Origin of the sequence: Amycolatopsis sp. NPDC088138, assembly GCF_044741685.1 — a bacterium.
In the GTDB taxonomy this organism is placed as follows: Bacteria; Actinomycetota; Actinomycetes; order Mycobacteriales; family Pseudonocardiaceae; genus Amycolatopsis.
Window position 1 is genome coordinate 36,228 of sequence record NZ_JBIUTB010000009.1, and the last position, 20,246, is coordinate 56,473.

The window sequence follows — 20,246 nt, forward strand, 5'->3', positions numbered from 1 at the left end:
CTTGTCCGGGTCGTTCGCTCGGCCGCCGCTCGGCCACCCGCCGGTCCGCGCCGCAGGCCGCGGGGCTGGCAGTGCGCCCGGCCGGGATCCGGGTGAGCGCTCGGCCGTGGGCAGCCGGTCGGCGCGGCGAGGACCTACGAGGCCTTGTCCGGGTCGTTCGCGCGGCCGCCAGCCGGTCCGCGCCGCACGCCGCGGGGCTGGCAGTGCGCCCGGGCGGGACCCGGGTGCGCGCTCGGCCGTGGGCCGTCGGTCGGCGACCAGCCGGTCCGCACCGCACGCCGGCTCGGCGGTCACGGGCATCAGGCCATCCGTGTCCCGCGCCGGACCAGGACGGGTGCGGCCGGGCCCGGGTCGGGCGGTCCCGTGCCGGTCGGGCATCCTTGCGCCCGGGAGTGCAGCACGGGAGTCGATCGGGGAGTCGTAGCTTGAGCACCGCACCTGAATTCGTGGTTCCGGCTGTCGTGGACAGCCCAGTACAGGCGAAACCGCCGTCCGGCCGGGCCGTGCGGTGGCTGCTCGAGCACCGGGTGTCGCCCGCGGGACCGGAGGCGGCCGAGGACCACGCCACGCCGCAGGCCTGGTGGAAGGTCATGTGCCTGACCGGCGTCGACTACTTCTCCACCCTGTCCTACCTGCCGGGGATCGCCGCGCTGGCCGCGGGCGCGCTGTCGCCGCTGGCGACCTTGCTGATCGTCGCGCTGACGCTGCTCGGGATGCTGCCGATGTACCGGCGCGTCGCCCGGGAAAGCCCGCGCGGGCAGGGGTCGGTGGCGATGCTGGAGGACCTGCTGCCGTTCTGGCGCGGCAAGATCTTCGTGCTGGTGCTGCTGGGGTTCGTGGCGACGTCGTGGATCATCACGATCACCCTGTCCTCGGCGGACGCCTCCGTGCACCTGCTGGAAAACCCGTACCTGCCCGGCTTCCTGCACGGGCACGCCGTGCTGATCACGGTCGTGCTGCTGCTGATCCTCGGCGGCGTCTTCCTGATGGGCTTCAGCGAGGCCGTCGGCGTGGCCATCCCGCTGGTGGCCGTCTTCCTGCTGCTCAACGCCGTCGTCGTGGTCGTGGCCGGCGTCGACCTCTTCTCGGACGCCGCCGCGCTGTCCCGCTGGACGGACGCGCTCACCTCGGGCGGCGGCGGCTTCGGCGGCATCGTGGGGCCGGCCGTGGTCGCGTTCCCGCTGCTCGTGCTCGGCATGTCGGGCTTCGAGACCGGGGTCAGCATGATGCCGCTGGTCGCGGCCGACGGGAAGTCCGACGAGGAGCGGCTCGAGTCGCGCATCCGCAACACCCGCAAGCTGCTGACCGTCGCCGCGCTGATCATGTCGGTGTACCTGATCGCCACGAGCTTCATCACGACCGTCCTGATCCCCGCCGACCAGTTCAAGGAGGGCGGGGAAGCGAACGGGCGCGCCATGGCCTACCTCGCCCACCAGGAGCTCGGCGAGGCGTTCGGCACGGTCTACGACGTCTCCAGCGTGCTGATCCTGTGGTTCGCCGGCGCGTCGGCGATGGCCGGGCTGATCAACATCGTGCCGCGGTACCTGCCCTCCTACGGCATGGCGCCGGAGTGGGGCCGCGCCGTCCGGCCCGTCGTGCTGGTCTACACCGTGATCAGCGTGCTGATCACGGTCGCGTTCGGCGCCGACGTCAACGCCCAGGCCGGCGCGTACGCGACCGGGATCCTGGCGATGATGGTCTCCGGGGCCGTCGCGGTCACCATCTCGTCGCTGCGCCGCAAGCAGGTCGCCGGCACGATCGGTTTCGCCGTGCTGACGCTGGTGCTGCTCTACGCGCTGGTCGAGAACGTCCGCGAGAAGCCGGACGGCCTGGCCATCTCGGGCCTGTTCATCCTCGGCATCGTCGTGGTGTCGCTGGTTTCGCGGGTGTCCCGCACGACCGAGCTGCGCGCCGAGCGGATCGAGTTCGACGAGCAGGCCCGCCGGTTCGTCACCGACTCGCTGGCCTACGACGGCGCCCTGAACATCATCGCCAACCGGCGTCAGGGTGGTGACTTCGCGGAGTACTCGGCCAAGGAGGCCGAGCAGCGGCGGATGAACCCGGTGCCCGGCAACGCGGACACGCTCTTCCTCGAGATCGACGTCGTCGACCCGTCCGAGTTCAGCAACGTGCTGCAGGTGCGGGGCGTGGAGGTCGACGGCTACCGGATCCTGCGCGCGGACAGCCCGGCGGCGCCCAACGCGATCGCGGCCGTGCTGCTGGCGCTGCGGGACGCGACGGGCGTGCGGCCGCAGTGCCACTTCGAGTGGTCGGAGGGCAACCCGCTCGGGCACCTGTTCCGCTACCTGATCCTCGGCCGCGGCGACACCGCGCCGGTCGTCCGGGAGATCCTGCGCACCACCGAGGACGACCCGGCCCAGCGGCCCGGCATCCACGTGGGCGGCTGACCCGACGGGGCGGGCGCGTCGCGTGGCCTGAGCGCGGCACGCCGGGAAGGCTGGTCGGCATCCGGATTCGGGATGGGTTCGGGATGGGAGGACCGGCTGATGCGCGGGGTCGAAACCGTACTGTTCCTGGTCGTCGTCGCGACCGTGGTGGCGACGTTCGCCAAGCGCCTGCGGGTGCCCGCGCCCTCGTTGCTGGTCGTGGCCGGGGTCGCCCTCGGGCTGCTGCCCCGGGCGGCGGCCGTGCAGGTGACGCCGGAGATGATCAGCCTGGTCGTGCTGCCCCCGCTGCTGTTCGCCGCGGGGGAGGAGCTGCCGTGGCGGGACCTGCGCGCCGTCGGGCGGCCGGTGGCCGTGCTGTCGGTGGGGCTGGTGCTGCTCTCGGCCGCGGCGGTGATCGGCACGGCCGTCCTGGTGACGCCGTTGCCGGTCGGGATGGCGTTCGTGCTGGGCGCGGTGCTGGCCAGCACGGACCCGGTCGCGGTGACGGCGCTGGCCCGGCGGCTCGCCCTGCCGCCGCGGGTGCAGGCCCTGATCCAGGCCGAAAGCCTGTTCAACGACGCGACGAGCCTGCTGCTGTTCCGGGTCGCGCTGTTCCTGGCCGTCGCGGGCGGGGCCGCGTCGTTCGGCCGGACGGCGGGCGAGTTCGCGATCCTCGCCGGCGGCGGGGTGGCGGTCGGCGTGCTGACCGCGCTGGGGGCCTTCCTGATCCGGCGGCGCACCGAGGACCCGGTCCTGGAGACGGTGATCTCGCTGGTCACGCCGTACGCCGGGTACGTCGTGGCCGAGTCGGTCGGCGGCTCGGGCGTGACGGCGGTCGTCGTGGCGAGCGTCATCCTGGGGACGCAGGCCGAGCGCCTGACGACCGCGCGGATCCGGCTGCAGGTCGGCGCGGTCTACCAGACCGTCGTGTTCCTGCTGGAGAGCGTCGTGTTCGGCCTGATCGGGCTGCAGCTGCCCACCCTGGTGCGCCGCCTGACCGGCACCGGCGCGTGGTGGCTGCTGCAGGCGGTGGCCATCGCCGTGACGCTGGTGCTCGTGCGCCTGCTGCTGGTGTTCCTGCTTTCGGCGATCCGCCAGCGCCGCGGTGGTCAGCGCGTGTCCTGGCAGGTACCCGCTGTCGTCTCCTGGGCGGGGGCGCGTGGCGTGGTGCCGCTGGCCGCGGCGCTGTCGCTGCCGATGGCCACTTTGGACGGTTCGGCGCTCCCGGCGCGTGATCTGGTGCTGTTGCTGACGACGGCGGTGATCGTGCTGACGCTGGTGGTGCAGGGCTTCACCCTCGCGCCCCTGGTGCGGCGGTCCGGGATCGCGCTGGACCCGGCCGACCTGCGGACGGAGTTCAGCGCCGCGCGGCGGAAGCTCGCCGAAGCCGGCCTGGACCACCTGCGGCACCTGTCCGAAACCGAGTCGGCGCCGGAGTTCGTGGTCGACCAGCTGCGCACGGGCTGGCAGGCGCGGCTGGAACGCGTCGAGGACGACGCCGCCGACCTGGAGAGGAGAACCGACTACCGGCGGCTGCGTCGGGAGCTGATCGACGTCGAGGCCGCCGAGCTGACCCGGCTGTTCGAGAAGGGCGAGATCACCGACGGAACGCGCCGCCGCATCCAGCGGCTGCTGGACCTGGAACACGCCGGGCTGGAGTGACGATGACCGGAGACGGCCGCGACCGGGAACTACGGCGACGCACCCGTTCGCTGCTCGGCCTCGGCTACCTGACCGGGTTGTCGGCCCTGCTCGGACTGAAGACGGGCTGGGTGCCCGCGGCGGGCGTCCTGCTCGGGACGCTCGCGCTGGTCTATCTCGTGCTCACGATCGTCGTCCGGCGGGATCTCCGGCGGGAACGGCGGCGCCGCACCGCGGGCGCCCCGCCGTCGTGGCCGGCCCAGCTGCCGGTTTCGGCGGCCCACCTCCTGGGCGCCAAGGGACGGCACGCCCGGCGAACAGACGAGGTCGGCGAACTGCTGGGACGGCTGACCCTGTCAGGCGGCGAACTGCGGTGGGAACCCAGGGAAGGCGACCGCCGGCGCGGTGTCGGCCCGCTGGTGTTCGACCGGTCCTGGGCCGCGGAGGTGGTGCCGCTGTGGGGCCCGGGCCGCCAGGGCTGCCTGACGCTCACCCATCGCGACGGAACGGCGGTCGACGTCTGGATCCGCGATCCCGCCGACCTCGGGCGGGCGCTGGCCGGCGGGCCCGCCTCGTGACGGGCCCGCCGGCCGGAGCTCACACCAGCGACGCGGTCAGGCCGCCGTCGAGGACGTAGTGGCTGCCCGTCACCCAGCTCGCCCGGTCGGACGCCAGGAACGCCGCCACCTCGGCGATGTCCTGCGGGGTGCCGAGCCGGCCCTGCTTCGCGGCGACGAGGTCGCCGAAGGGGACCTGGGTCGCCGCTTCGAAGTCGGGGACGAGCCGCTCGACCATGGCCGTGTCGGCGAAGCCCGGGCAGACCGCGTTGACCCGGATCCCGGCCGGGCGCATCTCCACCGCGGCGACGCGGGTCAGCTGGATGACCGCGGCCTTGGTCGCGCAGTAGGAACCGAGCAGCGGGCTGCCGCCGACGCCGGCGACGGACGAGATGTTGACGATGTTGCCCTTGGACTCCACCAGGTGCGGGGTCGCCGCCTTCATCGTCACGAACGTGCCGCGCACGTTGACCGCGAAGATCCGGTCGAAGCTCTCCGTGGACTGCTGCAGCAGCGGCGAGGACACCTCGATCCCGGCGTTGTTGACCAGGACGTCGAGGCCGCCGAGGATCTCGACCGCCTGCTGGATCGCGGTCTGGACCTGGGTTTCGTCGGTGACGTCGCAGTTGGCGACGCCGGCCGCGCCGATCTCCTCGGCCGCCTGCTTGGCCGAGAGGGCGTTGAGGTCGCTGACCACGACCTGGGCGCCGCGTTCGATGAACAGCTTCGCGATGGCCTTGCCGATCCCGGCACCGGACCCGGTGACGAAGACACGCTTTCCTTCGAGTTCGGACATTCCTGTTCCTCTCACATCGCGTCGATCTTGGGCAGGATTTCTTCCTTGAGCCGCTTCAGGTCGTCGAGGGTCTTCGCCACCGGCACGTCCTGGAACGGCGGCCACAGGAAGGGCATCGTCAGCCCGGCTTCCTTGTAGCGCTTGAGCTGGTCGGTGATCTGCGCCGCGGACCCCACGAGCAGGTTGGTGCCCTTGCCACGGGGGGTCTGGTCCATGTCCTGGTCGGTGATGACGAACCAGATCATGCTGGAGATCTCGAGGTCGTCGACCGACCGCTGGGTGTCGAGCTCGTCGAGCTCACGCTGGATCTCGGTGCGCCACCGCTGGATGTCCTCGGGCGAGTCCTGGATCCCGATCCAGCCGGACAGGTTGTACTTGGCGATGCGGCTCGCCGAGCGCTTCGGGTCCTTGAGGCCGCTGAAGAAGATCGGCGGGTGCGGCTTCTGCACCGGCTTGGCCCCGAACCCGGCCGGCTCGAAGTCGGCGAACTCGCCGTGGTACTCGAAGACCTCGTTGGTCCAGATGCCCTGCATGATCTCCAGGGTTTCGCGGACGTGCTTGTGCCGCTTGGGAAAGATGTGCGCGGCGCTGGCGGCGGCGAACTCCTCCGGCATCCAGCCGGAGCCGACGGCGACGTTGAGCCGCCCGCCCGAGAGGTGGTCGATGGTGGCCAGCTCCGCGGCGAGCACGCCGGGGGAGCGGTACGGCGTGTCGATGATGCTCATGCCGATCCGGACCTTCGAGGTCTTCGCGGCGAGCCAGGGGAGCAGCGGCATGCCCTGCAGGAACTCGCCCCGCGAGCTCACCGGGAGCTGCTTGCCCATTTCGTCCAGCATCCCGAACGGGTACTGCATCTCCCCGCGGTCCGAGGCCTCCGGCACGATGATCCGGTCGAGCGTCCAGACGGAGTCGAAGTCGAGGTCCTCGGCGAGGGCGGTGAGGTCCTCGAGTTCCCGCACGGTCACTTTGTCCCGGAAGTTCGGCAGGTAGAGCGCGAGTTTCATGGTCGGACAGCCTCCTTGCTGCTTTGGGTGAAGGTGGAGCGGATGTCGGCCTTGAGGACCTTGCCGACGGTGGAGCGCGGCAGCTCCGGCCAGATCTCGATCTGCTTCGGCGCCTTGACGCTGCCGATGCGGGCCTTGACGAACGCGATCAGCTCGCCCGGGTCGAGCTCGGCGCCGGGCTGGAGCTGGACGACGGCGGTGACGCGTTCGCCCCACTTGTCGTCGGGCAGGCCGATCACGGCGCAGTCGCGGACGGCGTCGTGGGCCATCACGGCCTGTTCGACCTCGGCGGAGTAGACGTTGAACCCGCCGGTGATGACCATGTCCTTGGCGCGGTCGACGATGTGCAGGTACCCCTCGTCGTCGAGGAACCCGATGTCGCCGGTGTGGTGCCAGCCGTGGGCCGAGGACTCCGCCGTGGCCTCCGGGTTGCGGTAGTAGCCGGCCATCACGAGCGAGCCGCGCACGCAGATTTCGCCGCGTTCTCCTTGGGGCACGGGCTTTCCGCCGTCGTCGAGGATCGCCACGGTGACCAGCGGCGAGGGCCGGCCGGCCGAGGACAGCCGTCCCGTGTGGACGGTGCCGTCGGGGTGCCGGTGCTCGGCGGGCGCCATCGTCGAGATCATCATCGGCGCTTCGGACTGGCCGAAGAGCTGGGCCATCGGCCCGATGCGCTCGAGGGCTTCGGTCAGCCGGGCCGTCGACATCGGCGCCGCGCCGTACCAGAAGCACTGCAGGGACGACAGGTCCGTGCGGTCGAGGGCCTCGTGGCCGAGCACCATGTAGATCAGCGTCGGGGGCAGGAACGTGTGCGTGACCCGGTGGCGTTCGACCAGCTCCAGGAACCGGCCGACGTCGGGCTTGGCCATGATCACGACCTCGCCGCCGCGGGCGAGGATCGGGAAGCACAGGACGCCGGCCGCGTGCGTCAGCGGGGCCAGGGCCAGGTACACCGGCCGGCCGTCGAACGGGTAGCTCATCAGCGTGATCGCCGACATGACCTCGAGGTTGCGGTCGGTGAGCATGACGCCCTTGGGGCGGCCCGTGGTGCCGCCGGTGCCGACCAGCGCGACGACGTCGTCGGGTTGCGCGGCTTCGGCCGGCGGATCGTCGCGGGCGGCGTCGAGCCAGTCGCCGAAGCCCGGGGCGAAGTCGTCGCCGTCGCCGAGGCGGACCAGGGTGGTCAGCTTGGGGAGCTTCGGGACGATCTGGCGGACGAGGTCTTCGAAGCCCGGCTGGAAGATCAAGGTGGCGCAGTCGAACAGGTCGAGCAGCTCGGCGTTCTCGCCGGCGGCGTTGCGCGGGTTGATCGGGCACCAGACCGCACCGGCGCGGGCGATGCCGAAGACACACGTGAACGCGGTCGGGTCGTTGGCCGAGAGGATGCCGACCTTGTCTCCCGGCCGCACGCCGGAGTGCCGCAGCGCGCGGGCGACGGCCCCGGCCAGCTCGACCACTTGGCCGTAGGAGACGGAGTTCCCGTCGAGGGTCAGGCAGGGCGCGTCCGGGTTCAGGGAGGCGCCTTTTTCCAGGTAGAAGTACAGAGACATCGTCGTCCCTCCCGAGCTGCGTCGGTGGCTGGTCACGACCTTGACCGCCATTTGGACGAATGTCAAGATTTTCTTGGACGATTGGTCAGAGAGTCGCTCGATGGTATCTTCGGCCGGTGACCAGCGCAGCCGCCGTGAGGCGCCGGACCGGCGTCGACAAGTTCGAGGAGCGCCGTCGGGAGCTCGCCGACGCGGCTCTCCTCGCGCTGGCCGACCTCGGGTACGCCCGCACCAGCCTGCGGACGATCGCGGAGCACACCAAGTTCTCGCACGGGCTGCTGCACTACTACTTCGCCGACAAGGTCGAGCTGATCACCTACTGCGTGCGGCGCTACAAGGCCGCCTGCGTGCAGCGCTACGAAGGCGGCGTCGGCGAGGCGGCCACGGCCGGCGAGCTCGCCGCCGCGTGCGCCGACGGGCTGGCCGCCGCCCTCGGCGACGCCCCGCTGATGCACCGCCTCTGGTACGACCTGCGCACCCAGTCCCTGTTCGAGGCCGCGTTCCGCGACGACGTCGCCGAGATCGACGACAGCCTGCAGGACATGATCTGGCGCAACGTCCGCGGCTACGCCGATCTGGCCGGCGCCGAGCCGACGTGCTCGCCGTCCGAGGCGTACGCCTTGTTCGACGGCCTGTTCCAGCAAGCCCTGCTGCGCCACCTGGTCGGCGCGGAAGGCGCGCTGGACGACCTCCGGCGCGGCGTGCGCGAGCTGTTCCCGCGCCTCGTCGGCTGACGTTCACGGCTCAGGGCTCCTCCTGCGAGCGGCGGCGAGCCGTGCCAAGGGGAACCTGAGCATGCGGACGCCGAGGAGGCCGCGCCACCTCGACGGTGACCGGCGTGCCGCGGTGCGTCACGACCACTTTGGACATCGCGGCCTCGCCGCCGCCGACGACGCGGACCAAGCCGGCGATGCTCGCCGGGACCAGGACTCCCCGCAGGAAAGCGACCAGGCGCAGCGTCCGTCGATCCCGGGCAGGGCGACGGCGCCGATGCCGAACGCCGAGTCGGAATCACGTCCCCCTGGTGTTTCCGCCTGCACGCCGACGGGCCGCCGAGGTTGCCCGTGCCCGCCGTCACAGACGTCGAGGGACTAAATCGCTGCCCGTCCGCCTTGTAACTGTCACAAGGATGTGGCATTTACTGAGTAAGGAGCGGGCAGATGACGAAGACGTGGCTGATCACCGGGGCGTCCCGCGGATTCGGGCGCAGCCTGGCCGAGGCGGTCGCCGCGGCCGGTGACCAGGTCGTCGCGACGGCACGGCGGCCGGAGCAGCTCCAGGACCTCGTCGACCGGTTCGGTGACCGGGTGCGCGCGGTGGCCCTCGACGTCACCGACCCGGCCGCGGCACAAGCCGCCGTCGAGGCAGCCGTGACGGCTTTCGGGCGGCTGGACGTCGTGGTGAACAACGCCGGCTACGCGAACAGCGCGCCGATCGAGGAGATGGCCGAGGACGACTTCCGCGCCCAGATCGAGACGAACCTGTTCGGGGTGGTGAACGTGACCCGGGCGGCGCTGCCGGTGCTGCGCCGGCAGCGATCGGGTGTGTTCCTGCAGTTCTCCTCGATCGGCGGCCGCGTCGGCGGCACCCCGGGCATGGGCGCCTACCAGACCGCGAAGTTCGCCGTGGAGGGCTTCTCCGAGGTCCTGGCGAGTGAGGTCGCGCCGTTCGGGGTGCGGGTCGTCATCGTCGAACCCGGCGCGTTCCGCACCGACTGGCAGGGTTCGTCGATGACGCTGCACCCGGCCGGCCCGGACTACGAGGAGACCGTCGGCGCGCTCAACCGCTACCGCGCCGCGAACGACGGCGTTCAGCCCGGCGACCCGGTGCGCGCCGCGCAGGTGATCCTCGACGTGCTCGCCTCCGGCGACCTGCCGCGCCGGCTGGTGCTGGGTGCCGACGCCGTCCGGAGCGCGCTGGAGTCGGCCGCGCACCGCAGTGCCGAGACCGAGAAGTTCGCCGCGGTCAGCGCGTCCGCCGACTTCCCGCGCTAAACCGGACGGCCGGTCCGCGCGTGCTCCCTCGGCGGGTCTCCGGAAACGGACGTTCCGGCACGGGCCCGGCTGTTACATTTCGCGGACCGGGTGTCACTCGGCTCGTCGGTGCGGGAGGAAGCTCAGTGGGTTTCGAGGTCGATGTCGAGAACATCAGCAAGGCCGCGGCCAAGCTCGGCAACGGGACGCCGCCGTCGCTGTCGGCCGGCGGGCCGCCGAACGTCGGGGGCACGGACCGGGCGGCCGGCTACGCGGGTGACTACGAAGTCTGGCTCCTGACCCGCAAGGAAGACCTCGAAGCCGCGCAGCAGCAGGTCGAGGCCCTGGTCGAAAGCATCAAGCTCGCCGCGAAGAGCTACGACGCCACCGATGACGAGGCCCGCGACGCCTTCCTGAAATCGCTCGACAGCGGCTTCGCGAAGATCGATCGGTGACGGCGGTGTTCGACAGGATCTACGAGCTCGCCGACCAGCTCGACAAGGGCAGCCCCACCGACCTGGACGACCGGGCCCGGGCCTGCCGGGAAACCAAGGAAGCGGTCAAGGACGCCAAGTCCCTGCTGGAGAGCGTCCGCGTCGAGCTGAGCGAAGGCTGGCACGGCGGGGCCGGCGAACGGGCGCTGTCGTCGCTGGAGGACTTCAAGAAGAACCGCGACGAGCAGGCCGAAGACCTCGAAGAGTCGGCGCGGTCGTTCGAGGTGGTCCGTGACGCCCTGTCGCACGCCCAGCAGGAAGGCCGGAGCAAACGCGAAGAGGCCAAGGCCCTGCAGACGAAGCTCGACGGCGTGTGGAACGACCACGGGCACGGCATGGGCAACATCGTGCTGGCGTGGGCGGAGGACAAGCTCGTCAAGGCCAAGGCGCTGATCCTGCTGGCCGACCTGCAGCGGGTGGTCACCACCTACGACGCCGTCCTGCTCGCCGAGGGCCTGAAGCTGCGCACCAAGACCGGCGCGGTCTGGGAGCTCGCGGGGTCGGAGAAACGGAACCTCGCCGAGATCGGCGCGATCATCCTCAAGGAGATCCCCGGCCTCGCCGCGCTGATCGCGAAGCACCCCGAACTCGACTGGGCGCTGCTGCACGGCGACTGGGACAAGATCATGCAGAACCCCGAAGTCGCGCAGAAGATCTACGACTACTTCGGCTTCAAGTACGTCGAGGACGGCGGTTACTACACGACCGGCGAGCATTCGGTGCAGAGCTACCTCGGCTGGCACGACCTCTACGACAAGCTGGAGCCGGTGATCGGCGCGAAGCTCGACCACACCAGCGACGGCGGCGACAACATGGAGTTCACCGATCCCCAGACCGGCAAGCAGTACCGGCTGGAACTGTGGAAGGGCAGCTACGGGTTCGGCCAGGCGTACGGCGGCGAAGTCGGCTTCTACACCAGCGAAGCCGGGGACGACTCCGGCTACTTCTCCGCCGCCCAGGGGGACGACCAGATCAAGGTGACCCAGACGATCTACGACAAGGGAACCGGGGAGGTCTACTTCACCAACGACGGCCAGGGCGCCGACGGCACCGACAAGAAGCACTTCTGGAACCTGGCGATCCGCAACGACCCGAGCGTGGACTCCGGGAACCTGGGCCAGCGGGCCACGATCGAGGTGCGCGACGTGGGCATGCGCGACCGGATGTACGACGAGATGACCCGGTACGCCGCCGCGCACCCCGGCCAGAACCTCACCGTCACCAAGGGTTCCGACGACCCGCCGACCCTCAGCTACGACTGGAAGAAGTGAAGCCCTACGACGTGAGTGGCCGGTACTCCCACGGCTCGTCGTCGCGGTCGCCGTTCCCGCGCGCGGGAACCTCGCGGTCGGCGAGCCCGGCGTACACCCCGGCGACGTCGATCAGGGCGGCCACCTCGTCGGCGACCCGCGCGCCGTGCCGGGCGTCGATCTCTTCCAGCCCTTCGCGCAGTGCCGTGGTGGCGGCGTTCCTGGCCGTGGTCCGCAGCGCGCGGGCCAGCTCCTCCGACTCGGTCATGCCCCCACTCTAGGCCGCTTCACGAATAGGTCCAGTGGCCGAGCCAGGATTCGCGCCACGCCACCGTCAGTTCGCTCACTCCGTCCACACCGGACTGGTCCACGTGGGCCTTCCAGGCCTCCTCCAGGGAGGCGCACAGCTTGGCCGCGGGCGGTTCGACGCCGCCCGAGGAGAACTGGCGCAGCACCGTCTTCGGCACGGCTAGCTTCGCCTTGCCCCGGACCACCGACTGCTCGGTGGCGCGGCAGATGAGGTACTCGACGGTGGCCAGGTCGGCCGCCGAAGCCGGGTCGCCCGGCGAAACCCGGGGCGCGACCTGGGCCAGCGCGCGGTACAGGCAGTCGAGCGGGGCGGCGAGACCCTCGTGCTGGCGGGCGATCTCCCACGACACCCACACCGCCATGCAGTCGGGCATCTGGTACGGGCGGTAGGCGAACGCGGGACCGGCGAAGGTCTGGTAGTCGCTGGTCGGGTCCGGCGCGGACGAGGCGGGCCCGTCGGGGTCCGGTGGCAGGCCGAGCCGCTTGAACAGCTCGCGCAGCAGCTTGTACGGCCGGGCCGCGGTCGAGGACTCGCCGAGGAGCTTGCCCAGGATGCGGTTCAGCCGGTCGGCGGCCACCCCGTGGATCGACAGCTGCAGGTGGACGAACGCGACGTCCGACAGCGTCGTGCCCGCGCAGCCGACCACCCCCACCTGCGGGTAGCGCTGCAGGAAGGACGCGATCGCGTGCGTGGAGCCGATCCGCGCCGGCCCGACGAAGGTCACCGGCAGGCACGTGCCGATCCGCTGGCGGGACCGCAGATCTCCCTTGTACAGCGGGGAGAACTCGCCGTCGGCGTGGTAGACCTCGAACCAGTTGCCCTGCCGGTGGCCCGGGCGCGTGTCGGCGAGCCAGAAGCTGTACCGGTGCTTCTCGCACAGCTCCCGGAACCGGTCGGCCAGCTCGAACCGCACGGCCGCCGACACGTCCCGCACCGCGATCGAGAACCGGACCGCCAGCGACGCGCACGGGGGTGCGACCTCCTTGCGGGTGCGGAGATCGTGGTTGCGGGTCTTGACGATCGTCGGCAGCTGCGCCGGGCTCTGCAACGACAGCAGCGGCGCGTCGATGAGCGCCGACGCGGCGTCGGAGATCTCCTTCACCAGGTCGCGCAGGGCCAGTCCGTGCCACTCGCACACCTCGCGCGCGCCAGGGTCGATCGCGATCAGGCCCTCGAAGGTCTGCGCGGACTCGTAGATGAACGTCGGGTTGGGGGAGGTGGTCTGGTGGAACGTCCAGGCGCCCGCGTGCTGCTGCGGGCGTTCCGCCGGCTGCTGGCCCTCGACCCGCTCGACGACTTCCGTGCCGTCCAGCGGTTTCCGGGTGCGGGTGCCGATCACGACGCCGGCGCCGTTCGTGGCCGAGCACAGCGTCTCCAGGAAGACCGTGCTGTCGGGCTCCGCGGACACGAGGTCGCGCAGGTACCCGTGGCGGGCCATCGCGTGGTGCACCTCGAAGTCCACTTTGGTCACCGGCTGCCGCGCGATCTCGAAGCCGGCCCGGGCCAGGTCGGCGACGTTCCGCACGGAGATCCGCTGGCCGCGCATCCTCACCACCCCCCGGACGAGTCGAACCGGACGTCGGCGTCCAGCGGCTTGCGGCGGTCCCAGGCGCCGGTGCCCGCCCACCGCGGCGCCCCGATGCGGGACAACGGGATCGCCGACTCCCGCCACGACGCCTGGCTGAACAGCACGAGCGCGGCGATGACCGGCAACCCGACGGCGATCGTGAGCGTGACCTGCACGACCTCGCCCCGGCTCTGCGTCGCGACGGCGGCCGCGAACCCGGCGATGGCCGCGATGCTCAGCTGGACGAGCGCCTGCGGCAGCGTGCCGAGGTACCCGAGCACGGTACGGCGGGGCGGCAGTGACAGGCGGCTGTAGAGGAAACCCGGCAACAGCAAGAGCATCGTGATCACGGACTGGCCGTCGCCGATGTGGCCGAGCTCCTGGGTGGCGGTCCGGCCGTAGAACCACGGGCTGCCGACCAGCAGCCAGCCGAGCACGAACGAGACCGCCGCGACGGCCAGCGCGTAGAACGTCACGTTGAGCGGGCCGGACTTCGTGGAGTCCTTGAGCACGAGCGTCGCGCGCACGCGGACGTGGTCGCCCCGCGAGTCCCGGCCGCCGGAGCGGCGCCAGTACGCCCGCGCCTCGTTGTCGGCGATGCCGTTGACGAGCACCAGGTCCTGCCCGAACTCCCGCTCGGTCAGCTCCCGCGCGGCCTCGCGCAGGTTCGCGGCGGTGAACTCCGGGTGCCGCCGCAGCGAGTTGTCCAGCTCGCCCGAGTCCGTCCGCACCGCCTCGCCCGTGGTGGCCGCGGCGGCGAGCCGGTGGCAGGCCGGCAGGCTGCGCGGGGAAAGCTCCACGCCGGACTGGCCGGCCTCCCACTTGCGGCGGCGCACCAGGTCCGCCAGCCGCCGCAGCACACTCTGCGCCTGCAGCTCCAGGATCTTGTGCCGGGCGCCGTCGGCCTCCTGCAGCGGGGCGGCGTCCTGCCGTTCGGCCAGCGAGACGAGGTCCTCGGTCAGGCCGTCGACCTGGTGCTGGTCGGCGTCGGTGGACAGGTACATCCGGGAGATCTCGGCCTCGGGCGCGGTCCGGGCGACCAGGTGGTAGGACTTCAGCGTCGCCGGGATCATCGTCTCGTAGGTCACGACGTACCCGCGGCGGCTGGAGGCCAGCCGCCGCCACTGTTCCCTGGCCACCGGCTGCCGCGCGTCGACGTGCAGCGGGGTCTCGTAGCTGAGCCGGTGTTCCTCGACCGAGTCGTCCAGGGCCACCACGAGCATGTAGTCGCGGACCGCGACGTTCAGCAGGTAGGCGTATTCGACCAGCAGCTCGGAACAGCCGGCGAGGATGTCCAGCGCCAGGTCCCGGCACTGCCTGCCGTAGCCGGCGACCGTGCCGCCGGCCGGCGCCAGCGCGAACTCCTCCTCCGGGTGGTTCCGCTCGGTGAGCAGCGTCAGCAGCGCCTGCTGGATGAGCCAGCGCGGTTCGTGCACCTGGAACAGGAAGGTGTTCAGCTCGTGCTTGGCGGTCTGCGCGTTCTCGTCGCTGGCGAGGATCCCGCGCAGCAGCCGGTAGAGCCCGGAGGCGACCAGCCGGGACGCCTCGTGCTGGGTGAGCCGCGGCAGCTTCTGGCCGGAGCTGTCGAACACGTCGATGGGGGAGACGTCGCGGCGGGGGAGGCGAGCCAGCGGCACCCACAGCGAACGCTGGCGCGCCGGTCTCGACGCGGCCCGCTCGCCGTGTTCCTGGCCGATGAGGTCCTGCAGTTGCGCGGTGGCCTGGCGCTGACCCTCGTCGAGGAGCTTGAGGCTGACGTCGACCTCGGTGCTGCGCCGCGCGGTCCCGTGCTCGACGACGGTCAGCCGTTCGGTCAGCCGGCGCACGTGGTTGAGCCGCAGCGAGGTGTCCAGGAGGGCGAGCCCGACGGCCGCGCCCTGCCGGGACAGGCGGGGCGGGGCGCCGGGAATGGGGATCGTCTCGATCGCGTGCCGGAGACTGTCGATGCCGTCCACACCAGTGAGGGTAGGAGGTGCCGCCCGCCGAAAACGAGCAAACGCCGAATCCGCGCTCGAACGGCGGCGGTGCTCAGGCGGGCGGCCAGTTCCGCAGGGCGACGTCGGCGACCTGCTGCAGTTCGTCGCGACCGGCGCCACCGGCGGCCTGGACGGCGATGCCGTTCGCCACCGTCATGACGTAGCGGGCGAGCAGTGCCGGGTCGGCGTCGGCGGGCAGGTCGCCTTCGTCGACGGCCCGCCGGAACCGGTCGTGCAGGTGCGCGCGGCCTTCGTCGCGCCACGCGGTCAGGGTGTCCCGGGCGGTCCGCCCGGCCTCGCCCGCGGCCAGCGAACCCTGGACGCCCAGGCAGCCGGACGGGCAGCCGGGGCGGGTGCTCGCCGAGACCGAACCGGCGAGGAACGCCGTGGCCACCTCGCGGGCGGTCGGCTGCCGCAACGCACGGGCCACGTAGGCGGCCGGGCCTTCCTCGTAGCGTTCGAGGGCCTTGCGGAACAGGTCTTCCTTGTTGCCGAAGGCGGCGTACATGCTCGTCTTCGTGATGCCCATGGCGGCGGTCAGGTCGCTCAGGCTGGCGCCCTCGTAACCCTGTTCCCAGAAGACGAGCATGGCCCGCTCGAGGGCCGCGTCGGCGTCGAACCCCCGCGGCCGGCCGATCGGTGTCTTCCCGGCGACGTCCATGGCACCCATCCTACCCCTTCGGTACCGATCGGTCCGGAAGTGCTACGGTCGAATTCTGTACCGAACGGTGCCGAAGTCTCTGGAGGTCTGAGGAATGGGAAAGCTGGAAGGCAAGACCGCGGTCGTCACCGGCGGCGGCACGCGGGGGATCGGCCGGGCCACCGCCGCGAGGCTGGCCGCCGAAGGGGCGCACGTGTTCATCACCGGCCGGCGCAAGACCGAGCTCGACGAGGCCGTCGAGGTGATCGGCGCGGGCGTCACCGCGATCCCCGGTGACATCACCGACCCCGCGGACCTGGACCGGCTCTACGACGCGGTACGCGACCGCGGCCAGGGCCTCGACGTGGTGTTCGCCAACGCGGCCACCGCCCTGTTCTCGACGCTCGAAGAGGTCACCGCCGAGGAGTACAAGCGGATCTTCGACGTCAACGTCTGGGGCACGCTGCTCACCGTGCAGAAAGCGTTGCCCCTGCTCAACGACGGCGCCTCGGTGATCCTGAACGCCTCCACCGCCGCCGACAACGGCACCGCGGCCTTCGGGCTGTACGCGGCGTCGAAGGCGGCCGTCCGGTCGTTCGCGCGGACCTGGGCCCAGGAGCTCACCGGCCGGGGCATCCGCGTCAACGCGGTCTCGCCGGGGCCGATCGACACCAACGGGATCACCGAGCTCGTCGGCGCGGAGAACGCGGACGGCTTCATGGCGAAGCTGGCCGGCGACATCGCGATCGGCCGGATGGGCCGGCCGGACGAAGCCGCCGCCGCGGTGGCGTTCCTCGCCTCCCCGGACAGCAGCTTCGTCATCGGCAGCAACCTGTACGTCGACGGCGGTGAGAACCAGATCTGACCGCCGGCCCGCGGTGGCGCGACCGGTCACGCCACCGCGGCCTTGGTCCGCCAGCTCTCCCAGCCGCGGCAGAGCAGGTACGACACCACGAGGATCACGACGAGGCCGAAGTCGACGAACCCGGCTTCGCGGGCCTCGGGCACGTCGCCCAGCGCCACGGCGATCACGACGAGCACGGCCTTCTGGGCGAAGAGCAGCTCCCACACCCCGCGCTGGGCCCGCGGCGTCCAGGCGAGCAGCGCGAACAGGCCGGCGACGAGCATGAACGCGGTCATCCGCCAGCTCTCGATCCAGACCCGGTCGTCGGAAACCTGGGTCATGTAGACGATCCCGCGGATCCCCGCGCCGACGGTGGCGAGCGAGGCGAGCAGCAGCAGCCCGCGCCCCACCAGGTCTCGGCGTGACGTCGTGGTGCGGGTGGCGAGCGTGGCGTTTTCGGTGGTCATCGTTACCTCCGGTGTTTGCTGGTGTGCCCTCACGCTCGCACCGGCGGGCGCCCGTTCGCGTCGGTGGTTGTCACCTACCCGGCTGCCGACGGGGACCGTCTAGCATTCGGGCCATGCGGACGCTCTTCGGCAGGCGGGAAGAGATCCGGCGGATCGACGAGCTGACCGCCGCGGCCCGCAAGGGTGAAGGCGGGGTGCTCGTCCTGCGGGGCGAGGCGGGCATCGGCAAGAGCACGCTGCTGGAGCACGCCGCCCGGGCGCCGGGGTTCCGGGTCGTGCGGGCCTGCGGGGCCGAGTTCGAGTCGGAGCTGCCGTTCGCCGCCCTGCACCAGTTGTGCGTGCCCGTGCTGGCGCGCCTCGACGACCTGCCCGGCCGCCACCGTGACGCCCTCCGGATCGCGTTCGGCTTGGCCGAAGGCACCCCGGACCTGTTCCGCGTCGGCCTGGCGACCTTGGCGCTGCTGGCGTCGGCGGCCGAGGAACGCCCGCTGCTGTGCGTGGTCGACGACGCGCACTGGCTGGACGCGGCGTCGTCGAAGGCGCTGGCCTTCCTCGGCCGCCGGGTCGGCGCCGAGCCCGTCGCCGTGGTGTTCGCGGTCCGGCTGCCCGCCGCGGCGGGTGAGCTGGCCGAGCTGCCGGGGGTGACCGTCGGCGGGCTGGCCGACGCCGACGCGCGGGAGCTGCTGGCGGCGCAGAGCCGGGCACCGCTCGACGAGCAGGTGCGGGCCCGGCTGCTGGCCGAGGCGCGCGGGAACCCGTTGGCACTGCTCGAACTTCCGGGGCCCGGCGGGTTCGCCTCGCCGGCCGCGGTGCCGGTGGCGTCCCGGATCGAACACGGCTTCCAGGCCAGGCTGACGGAGCTGCCCGCCGGAGCGCGGCTGCTGCTCACCATCGCGAGTGCCGAGCCGACCGGCGATCCCGGCCTGGTGTGGCCGGCCGCGCGGCTCCTCGGCATCGACGTGCCGAGCGCCGGCGCGGCCGCGGCCGCCACCGGGCTGGTCGAGTTCGCCACCCGCGTCCGCTTCTGCCACCCGCTGGCCCGGTCGGCGGTCTACCAGGCCGCCGGCGCGAGCCTGCGCCAGGCGGCCCACCGGGTGCTGGCCGAGGTCACCGACCCGGCCGGGGACCCGGACCGGCGGGCCTGGCACCGGGCCCAGGCCTGCGCGGGCCCCGACGACGACGTCGCCGCCGAGCTGGAGCGGTGCGCGTCCCGGGCCCGGTCGCGAGGTGGGGTGGTGGCCGCGGCGGCGTTCCTGGAACGCGCGGCCGCGCTGTCACTGGACGCCGGCCGGCGGATCGAGCGGACGATCGTCGCGGCGCAGGCCGGCCTCGACGCCGGCGCCCCCGCCGCGGCGGCGGAGCTGCTCACGACCGTCGATCCCTTGGCCCTGAACGAACTCCAGCACGTGGACGTCGACCTGCTCCGCGGGCAGATCGCCTTCCAGCGGCACCACGACGGCGACGGGCCGGCGTACATGGTGCGGGCCGCGCAGCGGCTGTCCACAGTGGATCCTGACCGGTCACGCGAGGTCTACCTGGACGCGATCGAGATGGGCCTGCTCGTCGGCCGGCCCGGCGGTGTGCTGGACACAGTGTTGGCCGCGGCCCGGTCCGGTGCGCCCGCGCCGCGCTCTCCGGACGTCCTCGACGTCCTGGTCCTGCTGGCCGAGGAAGGGCATCGGGCCGCGGCTCCCTTGCTGCGCAAGGTGTTCGACGGCGGCGACACTCCGATGTGGACCCGGCGGCCGGCGCTCGGCATCATGCTCGCGTCGGAGATGTGGGACCCCCACGCGCAGGCGGCGATCACCGAGTGGCTGGTGAAGACCGGCCGCGAGTCGGGCTCCCCGCTGGTGCTGCGGCTCGGCCTGGCGCAGCTGGCCTCGCAGGGGGCGCTGAGCGGCGATTTCGGGCAGGCGATGGCGGCGATCGCGGAGGAGGAGGCGATCGCCGACGCGATCGGCGGCCCGCCGATGCTGTACCCCCGGCTGCACCTGGCGGCCATGCGCGGGCGCCGCGAGGAAGCGGAGAAGCTCTTCGAGACCGCCACGGCGACGGCGACCGCGAGCGGCGCCGGGCAGCTGATCGCCAACGTGCACTGGGCTTCCGCCGTGCTGCACAACGGATGCGCCGACTACCCGGCCGCCCTGGCCGCCGCCCGTCAGGCCACCGCGGGCGGCGACCTCTCCCTCGCCGGTGCCGCCCTGCCCGAGCTGGTGGAGGCAGCCGTCCGCTCCGGCCACCCCGATGAGGCGGCTGAGGCCATGGACTCGCTGACCGAACGCACGGAGGCCAGCGGAACCGCCACCGGCCTCGGCGTCGCGGCGTACGCGCGGGGCCTGGTGACCGGCGTCGAGGACCACTACCGCGAAGCCGTCGAACAGCTGCGGGAGAGCCCGCTGCTCCCGTACCGCGCCCGGGCCCACCTGCTGTACGGCGAATGGCTGCGCCGCGAAGGCCGCCGTCGCGACTGCCGCGAGCACCTGCGCACCGCCCACCGGCTGGCGTCGGACGCGGGTCTCGAGGCGTTCGCCCGGCGCGCGGCCACCGAGCTGCGCGCCACCGGCGAAACCGCGCAGGCCCGGACCAAGAGCACGACGGGCGAGCTCACCATGCAGGAGACGCACATCGCCCGGATGGTCGCCACCGGCGCGACGTCCAACGAGGTCGCCGCGCAGCTGTTCCTCAGTCCTCGTACCGTCGACGCCCACCTGCGCAACATCTTCCGCAAGCTGGGCATCACGTCACGGAGGCAGCTGCGGGACCGGCCCGGCCTCGGCGGCTGAGTTCAGG

At 72.0% G+C, this 20,246-nt stretch carries 17 protein-coding genes; 9 read left to right on the plus strand and 8 right to left on the minus strand.

From position 1 onward, the window contains the following. Positions 1 to 425: 425 nt before the first annotated feature. The 3 genes from ACIOD2_RS44590 (at position 426) to ACIOD2_RS44600 (ending at position 4,606) form a co-directional block, all read left to right on the plus strand. Entirely contained in the window at positions 426 to 2,408 is a 1,983-nt protein-coding gene (locus ACIOD2_RS44590; protein ID WP_400551652.1) for an amino acid transporter, read from the plus strand. Between the two features lie 99 nt (positions 2,409 to 2,507). Continuing rightward, a complete protein-coding gene (locus ACIOD2_RS44595) occupies positions 2,508 to 4,049 on the plus strand; it encodes a Na+/H+ antiporter (RefSeq protein ID WP_400551653.1) in 1,542 nt (513 codons plus the stop codon). A gap of 2 nt (positions 4,050 to 4,051) precedes the next feature. Beyond that, on the plus strand, positions 4,052 to 4,606 hold the full coding sequence (locus ACIOD2_RS44600; RefSeq protein ID WP_400551654.1) for a hypothetical protein: 555 nt from the start codon (positions 4,052 to 4,054) through the stop codon (positions 4,604 to 4,606). A gap of 19 nt (positions 4,607 to 4,625) precedes the next feature. Here ACIOD2_RS44600 and ACIOD2_RS44605 read toward each other — a convergent pair whose 3' ends face one another. Genes ACIOD2_RS44605 through ACIOD2_RS44615 form a run of 3 tightly spaced genes read right to left on the minus strand, consistent with a single transcriptional unit; the run spans position 4,626 to position 7,935 of the window. Then, complete coding sequence (locus ACIOD2_RS44605) at positions 4,626 to 5,381, minus strand: SDR family NAD(P)-dependent oxidoreductase (RefSeq protein ID WP_400551655.1); 756 nt, start codon at positions 5,379 to 5,381, stop codon at positions 4,626 to 4,628. A gap of 11 nt (positions 5,382 to 5,392) precedes the next feature. After that, on the minus strand, positions 5,393 to 6,385 hold the full coding sequence (locus ACIOD2_RS44610; protein WP_400551656.1) for an LLM class flavin-dependent oxidoreductase: 993 nt from the start codon (positions 6,383 to 6,385) through the stop codon (positions 5,393 to 5,395). Next, positions 6,382 to 7,935: a long-chain fatty acid--CoA ligase gene (locus ACIOD2_RS44615; protein WP_400551657.1), complete on the minus strand. Its 1,554-nt coding sequence runs from the start codon at positions 7,933 to 7,935 to the stop codon at positions 6,382 to 6,384. Before ACIOD2_RS44615 ends, ACIOD2_RS44610 begins: the two co-directional genes overlap by 4 nt. A 116-nt stretch (positions 7,936 to 8,051) precedes the next feature. Between ACIOD2_RS44615 and ACIOD2_RS44620 the strand changes: the two genes are divergently transcribed. From ACIOD2_RS44620 to ACIOD2_RS44635, 4 genes are all read left to right on the plus strand, one after another. Next, positions 8,052 to 8,669, plus strand: coding sequence for a TetR family transcriptional regulator (locus ACIOD2_RS44620; protein WP_400551658.1), 618 nt, complete (start codon positions 8,052 to 8,054; stop codon positions 8,667 to 8,669). 426 nt (positions 8,670 to 9,095) lie between these two features. Further along, positions 9,096 to 9,929, plus strand: coding sequence for an oxidoreductase (locus ACIOD2_RS44625; protein WP_400551659.1), 834 nt, complete (start codon positions 9,096 to 9,098; stop codon positions 9,927 to 9,929). 125 nt (positions 9,930 to 10,054) lie between these two features. After that, on the plus strand, positions 10,055 to 10,363 hold the full coding sequence (locus ACIOD2_RS44630; protein ID WP_400551660.1) for a hypothetical protein: 309 nt from the start codon (positions 10,055 to 10,057) through the stop codon (positions 10,361 to 10,363). Further along, positions 10,360 to 11,673 carry a DUF4474 domain-containing protein gene (locus tag ACIOD2_RS44635; protein ID WP_400551661.1) on the plus strand — a complete coding sequence of 438 codons (1,314 nt, stop codon included), beginning with the start codon at positions 10,360 to 10,362 and terminating at the stop codon, positions 11,671 to 11,673. The genes ACIOD2_RS44630 and ACIOD2_RS44635 overlap by 4 nt, the downstream gene beginning before the upstream one ends. 4 nt (positions 11,674 to 11,677) lie before the next feature. Here the strand turns inward: ACIOD2_RS44635 and ACIOD2_RS44640 are convergent, their stop codons facing one another. From ACIOD2_RS44640 to ACIOD2_RS44655, 4 genes are all read right to left on the minus strand, one after another. Further along, entirely contained in the window at positions 11,678 to 11,920 is a 243-nt protein-coding gene (locus ACIOD2_RS44640) for a hypothetical protein (RefSeq protein WP_400551662.1), read from the minus strand. Positions 11,921 to 11,939: 19 nt separating this feature from the next. Continuing rightward, on the minus strand, positions 11,940 to 13,508 hold the full coding sequence (locus tag ACIOD2_RS44645) for a hypothetical protein (protein ID WP_400551663.1): 1,569 nt from the start codon (positions 13,506 to 13,508) through the stop codon (positions 11,940 to 11,942). A gap of 2 nt (positions 13,509 to 13,510) precedes the next feature. Then, on the minus strand, positions 13,511 to 15,484 hold the full coding sequence (locus ACIOD2_RS44650; protein ID WP_400551664.1) for a hypothetical protein: 1,974 nt from the start codon (positions 15,482 to 15,484) through the stop codon (positions 13,511 to 13,513). 73 nt (positions 15,485 to 15,557) lie between these two features. Next, positions 15,558 to 16,166 (minus strand): TetR/AcrR family transcriptional regulator, encoded by a 609-nt coding sequence (locus ACIOD2_RS44655; RefSeq protein ID WP_400551665.1) that lies wholly within the window; start codon positions 16,164 to 16,166, stop codon positions 15,558 to 15,560. A 94-nt stretch (positions 16,167 to 16,260) separates the two neighbouring features. Between ACIOD2_RS44655 and ACIOD2_RS44660 the strand changes: the two genes are divergently transcribed. Beyond that, positions 16,261 to 17,010: an SDR family NAD(P)-dependent oxidoreductase gene (locus tag ACIOD2_RS44660; RefSeq protein WP_400551666.1), complete on the plus strand. Its 750-nt coding sequence runs from the start codon at positions 16,261 to 16,263 to the stop codon at positions 17,008 to 17,010. A gap of 26 nt (positions 17,011 to 17,036) precedes the next feature. Here the strand turns inward: ACIOD2_RS44660 and ACIOD2_RS44665 are convergent, their stop codons facing one another. Then, positions 17,037 to 17,456, minus strand: coding sequence for a hypothetical protein (locus tag ACIOD2_RS44665; protein ID WP_400551667.1), 420 nt, complete (start codon positions 17,454 to 17,456; stop codon positions 17,037 to 17,039). A 113-nt stretch (positions 17,457 to 17,569) separates the two neighbouring features. Between ACIOD2_RS44665 and ACIOD2_RS44670 the strand changes: the two genes are divergently transcribed. Then, positions 17,570 to 20,239: an AAA family ATPase gene (locus tag ACIOD2_RS44670; protein ID WP_400551668.1), complete on the plus strand. Its 2,670-nt coding sequence runs from the start codon at positions 17,570 to 17,572 to the stop codon at positions 20,237 to 20,239. Positions 20,240 to 20,246: the final 7 nt, after the last annotated feature.

Coding starts and splice junctions, on each gene's coding strand:
- ACIOD2_RS44595 (WP_400551653.1), top strand. CDS start 2,508: ATGCGCGGGGTCGAAACCGTACTGTTCCTGGTCGTCGTCGCGACCGTG.
- ACIOD2_RS44600 (WP_400551654.1), top strand. CDS start 4,052: ATGACCGGAGACGGCCGCGACCGGGAACTACGGCGACGCACCCGTTCG.
- ACIOD2_RS44605 (WP_400551655.1), bottom strand. CDS start 5,381: ATGTCCGAACTCGAAGGAAAGCGTGTCTTCGTCACCGGGTCCGGTGCC.
- ACIOD2_RS44610 (WP_400551656.1), bottom strand. CDS start 6,385: ATGAAACTCGCGCTCTACCTGCCGAACTTCCGGGACAAAGTGACCGTG.
- ACIOD2_RS44615 (WP_400551657.1), bottom strand. CDS start 7,935: ATGTCTCTGTACTTCTACCTGGAAAAAGGCGCCTCCCTGAACCCGGAC.
- ACIOD2_RS44625 (WP_400551659.1), top strand. CDS start 9,096: ATGACGAAGACGTGGCTGATCACCGGGGCGTCCCGCGGATTCGGGCGC.
- ACIOD2_RS44640 (WP_400551662.1), bottom strand. CDS start 11,920: ATGACCGAGTCGGAGGAGCTGGCCCGCGCGCTGCGGACCACGGCCAGG.
- ACIOD2_RS44645 (WP_400551663.1), bottom strand. CDS start 13,508: ATGCGCGGCCAGCGGATCTCCGTGCGGAACGTCGCCGACCTGGCCCGG.
- ACIOD2_RS44655 (WP_400551665.1), bottom strand. CDS start 16,166: ATGGACGTCGCCGGGAAGACACCGATCGGCCGGCCGCGGGGGTTCGAC.
- ACIOD2_RS44660 (WP_400551666.1), top strand. CDS start 16,261: ATGGGAAAGCTGGAAGGCAAGACCGCGGTCGTCACCGGCGGCGGCACG.
- ACIOD2_RS44665 (WP_400551667.1), bottom strand. CDS start 17,456: ATGACCACCGAAAACGCCACGCTCGCCACCCGCACCACGACGTCACGC.
- ACIOD2_RS44670 (WP_400551668.1), top strand. CDS start 17,570: ATGCGGACGCTCTTCGGCAGGCGGGAAGAGATCCGGCGGATCGACGAG.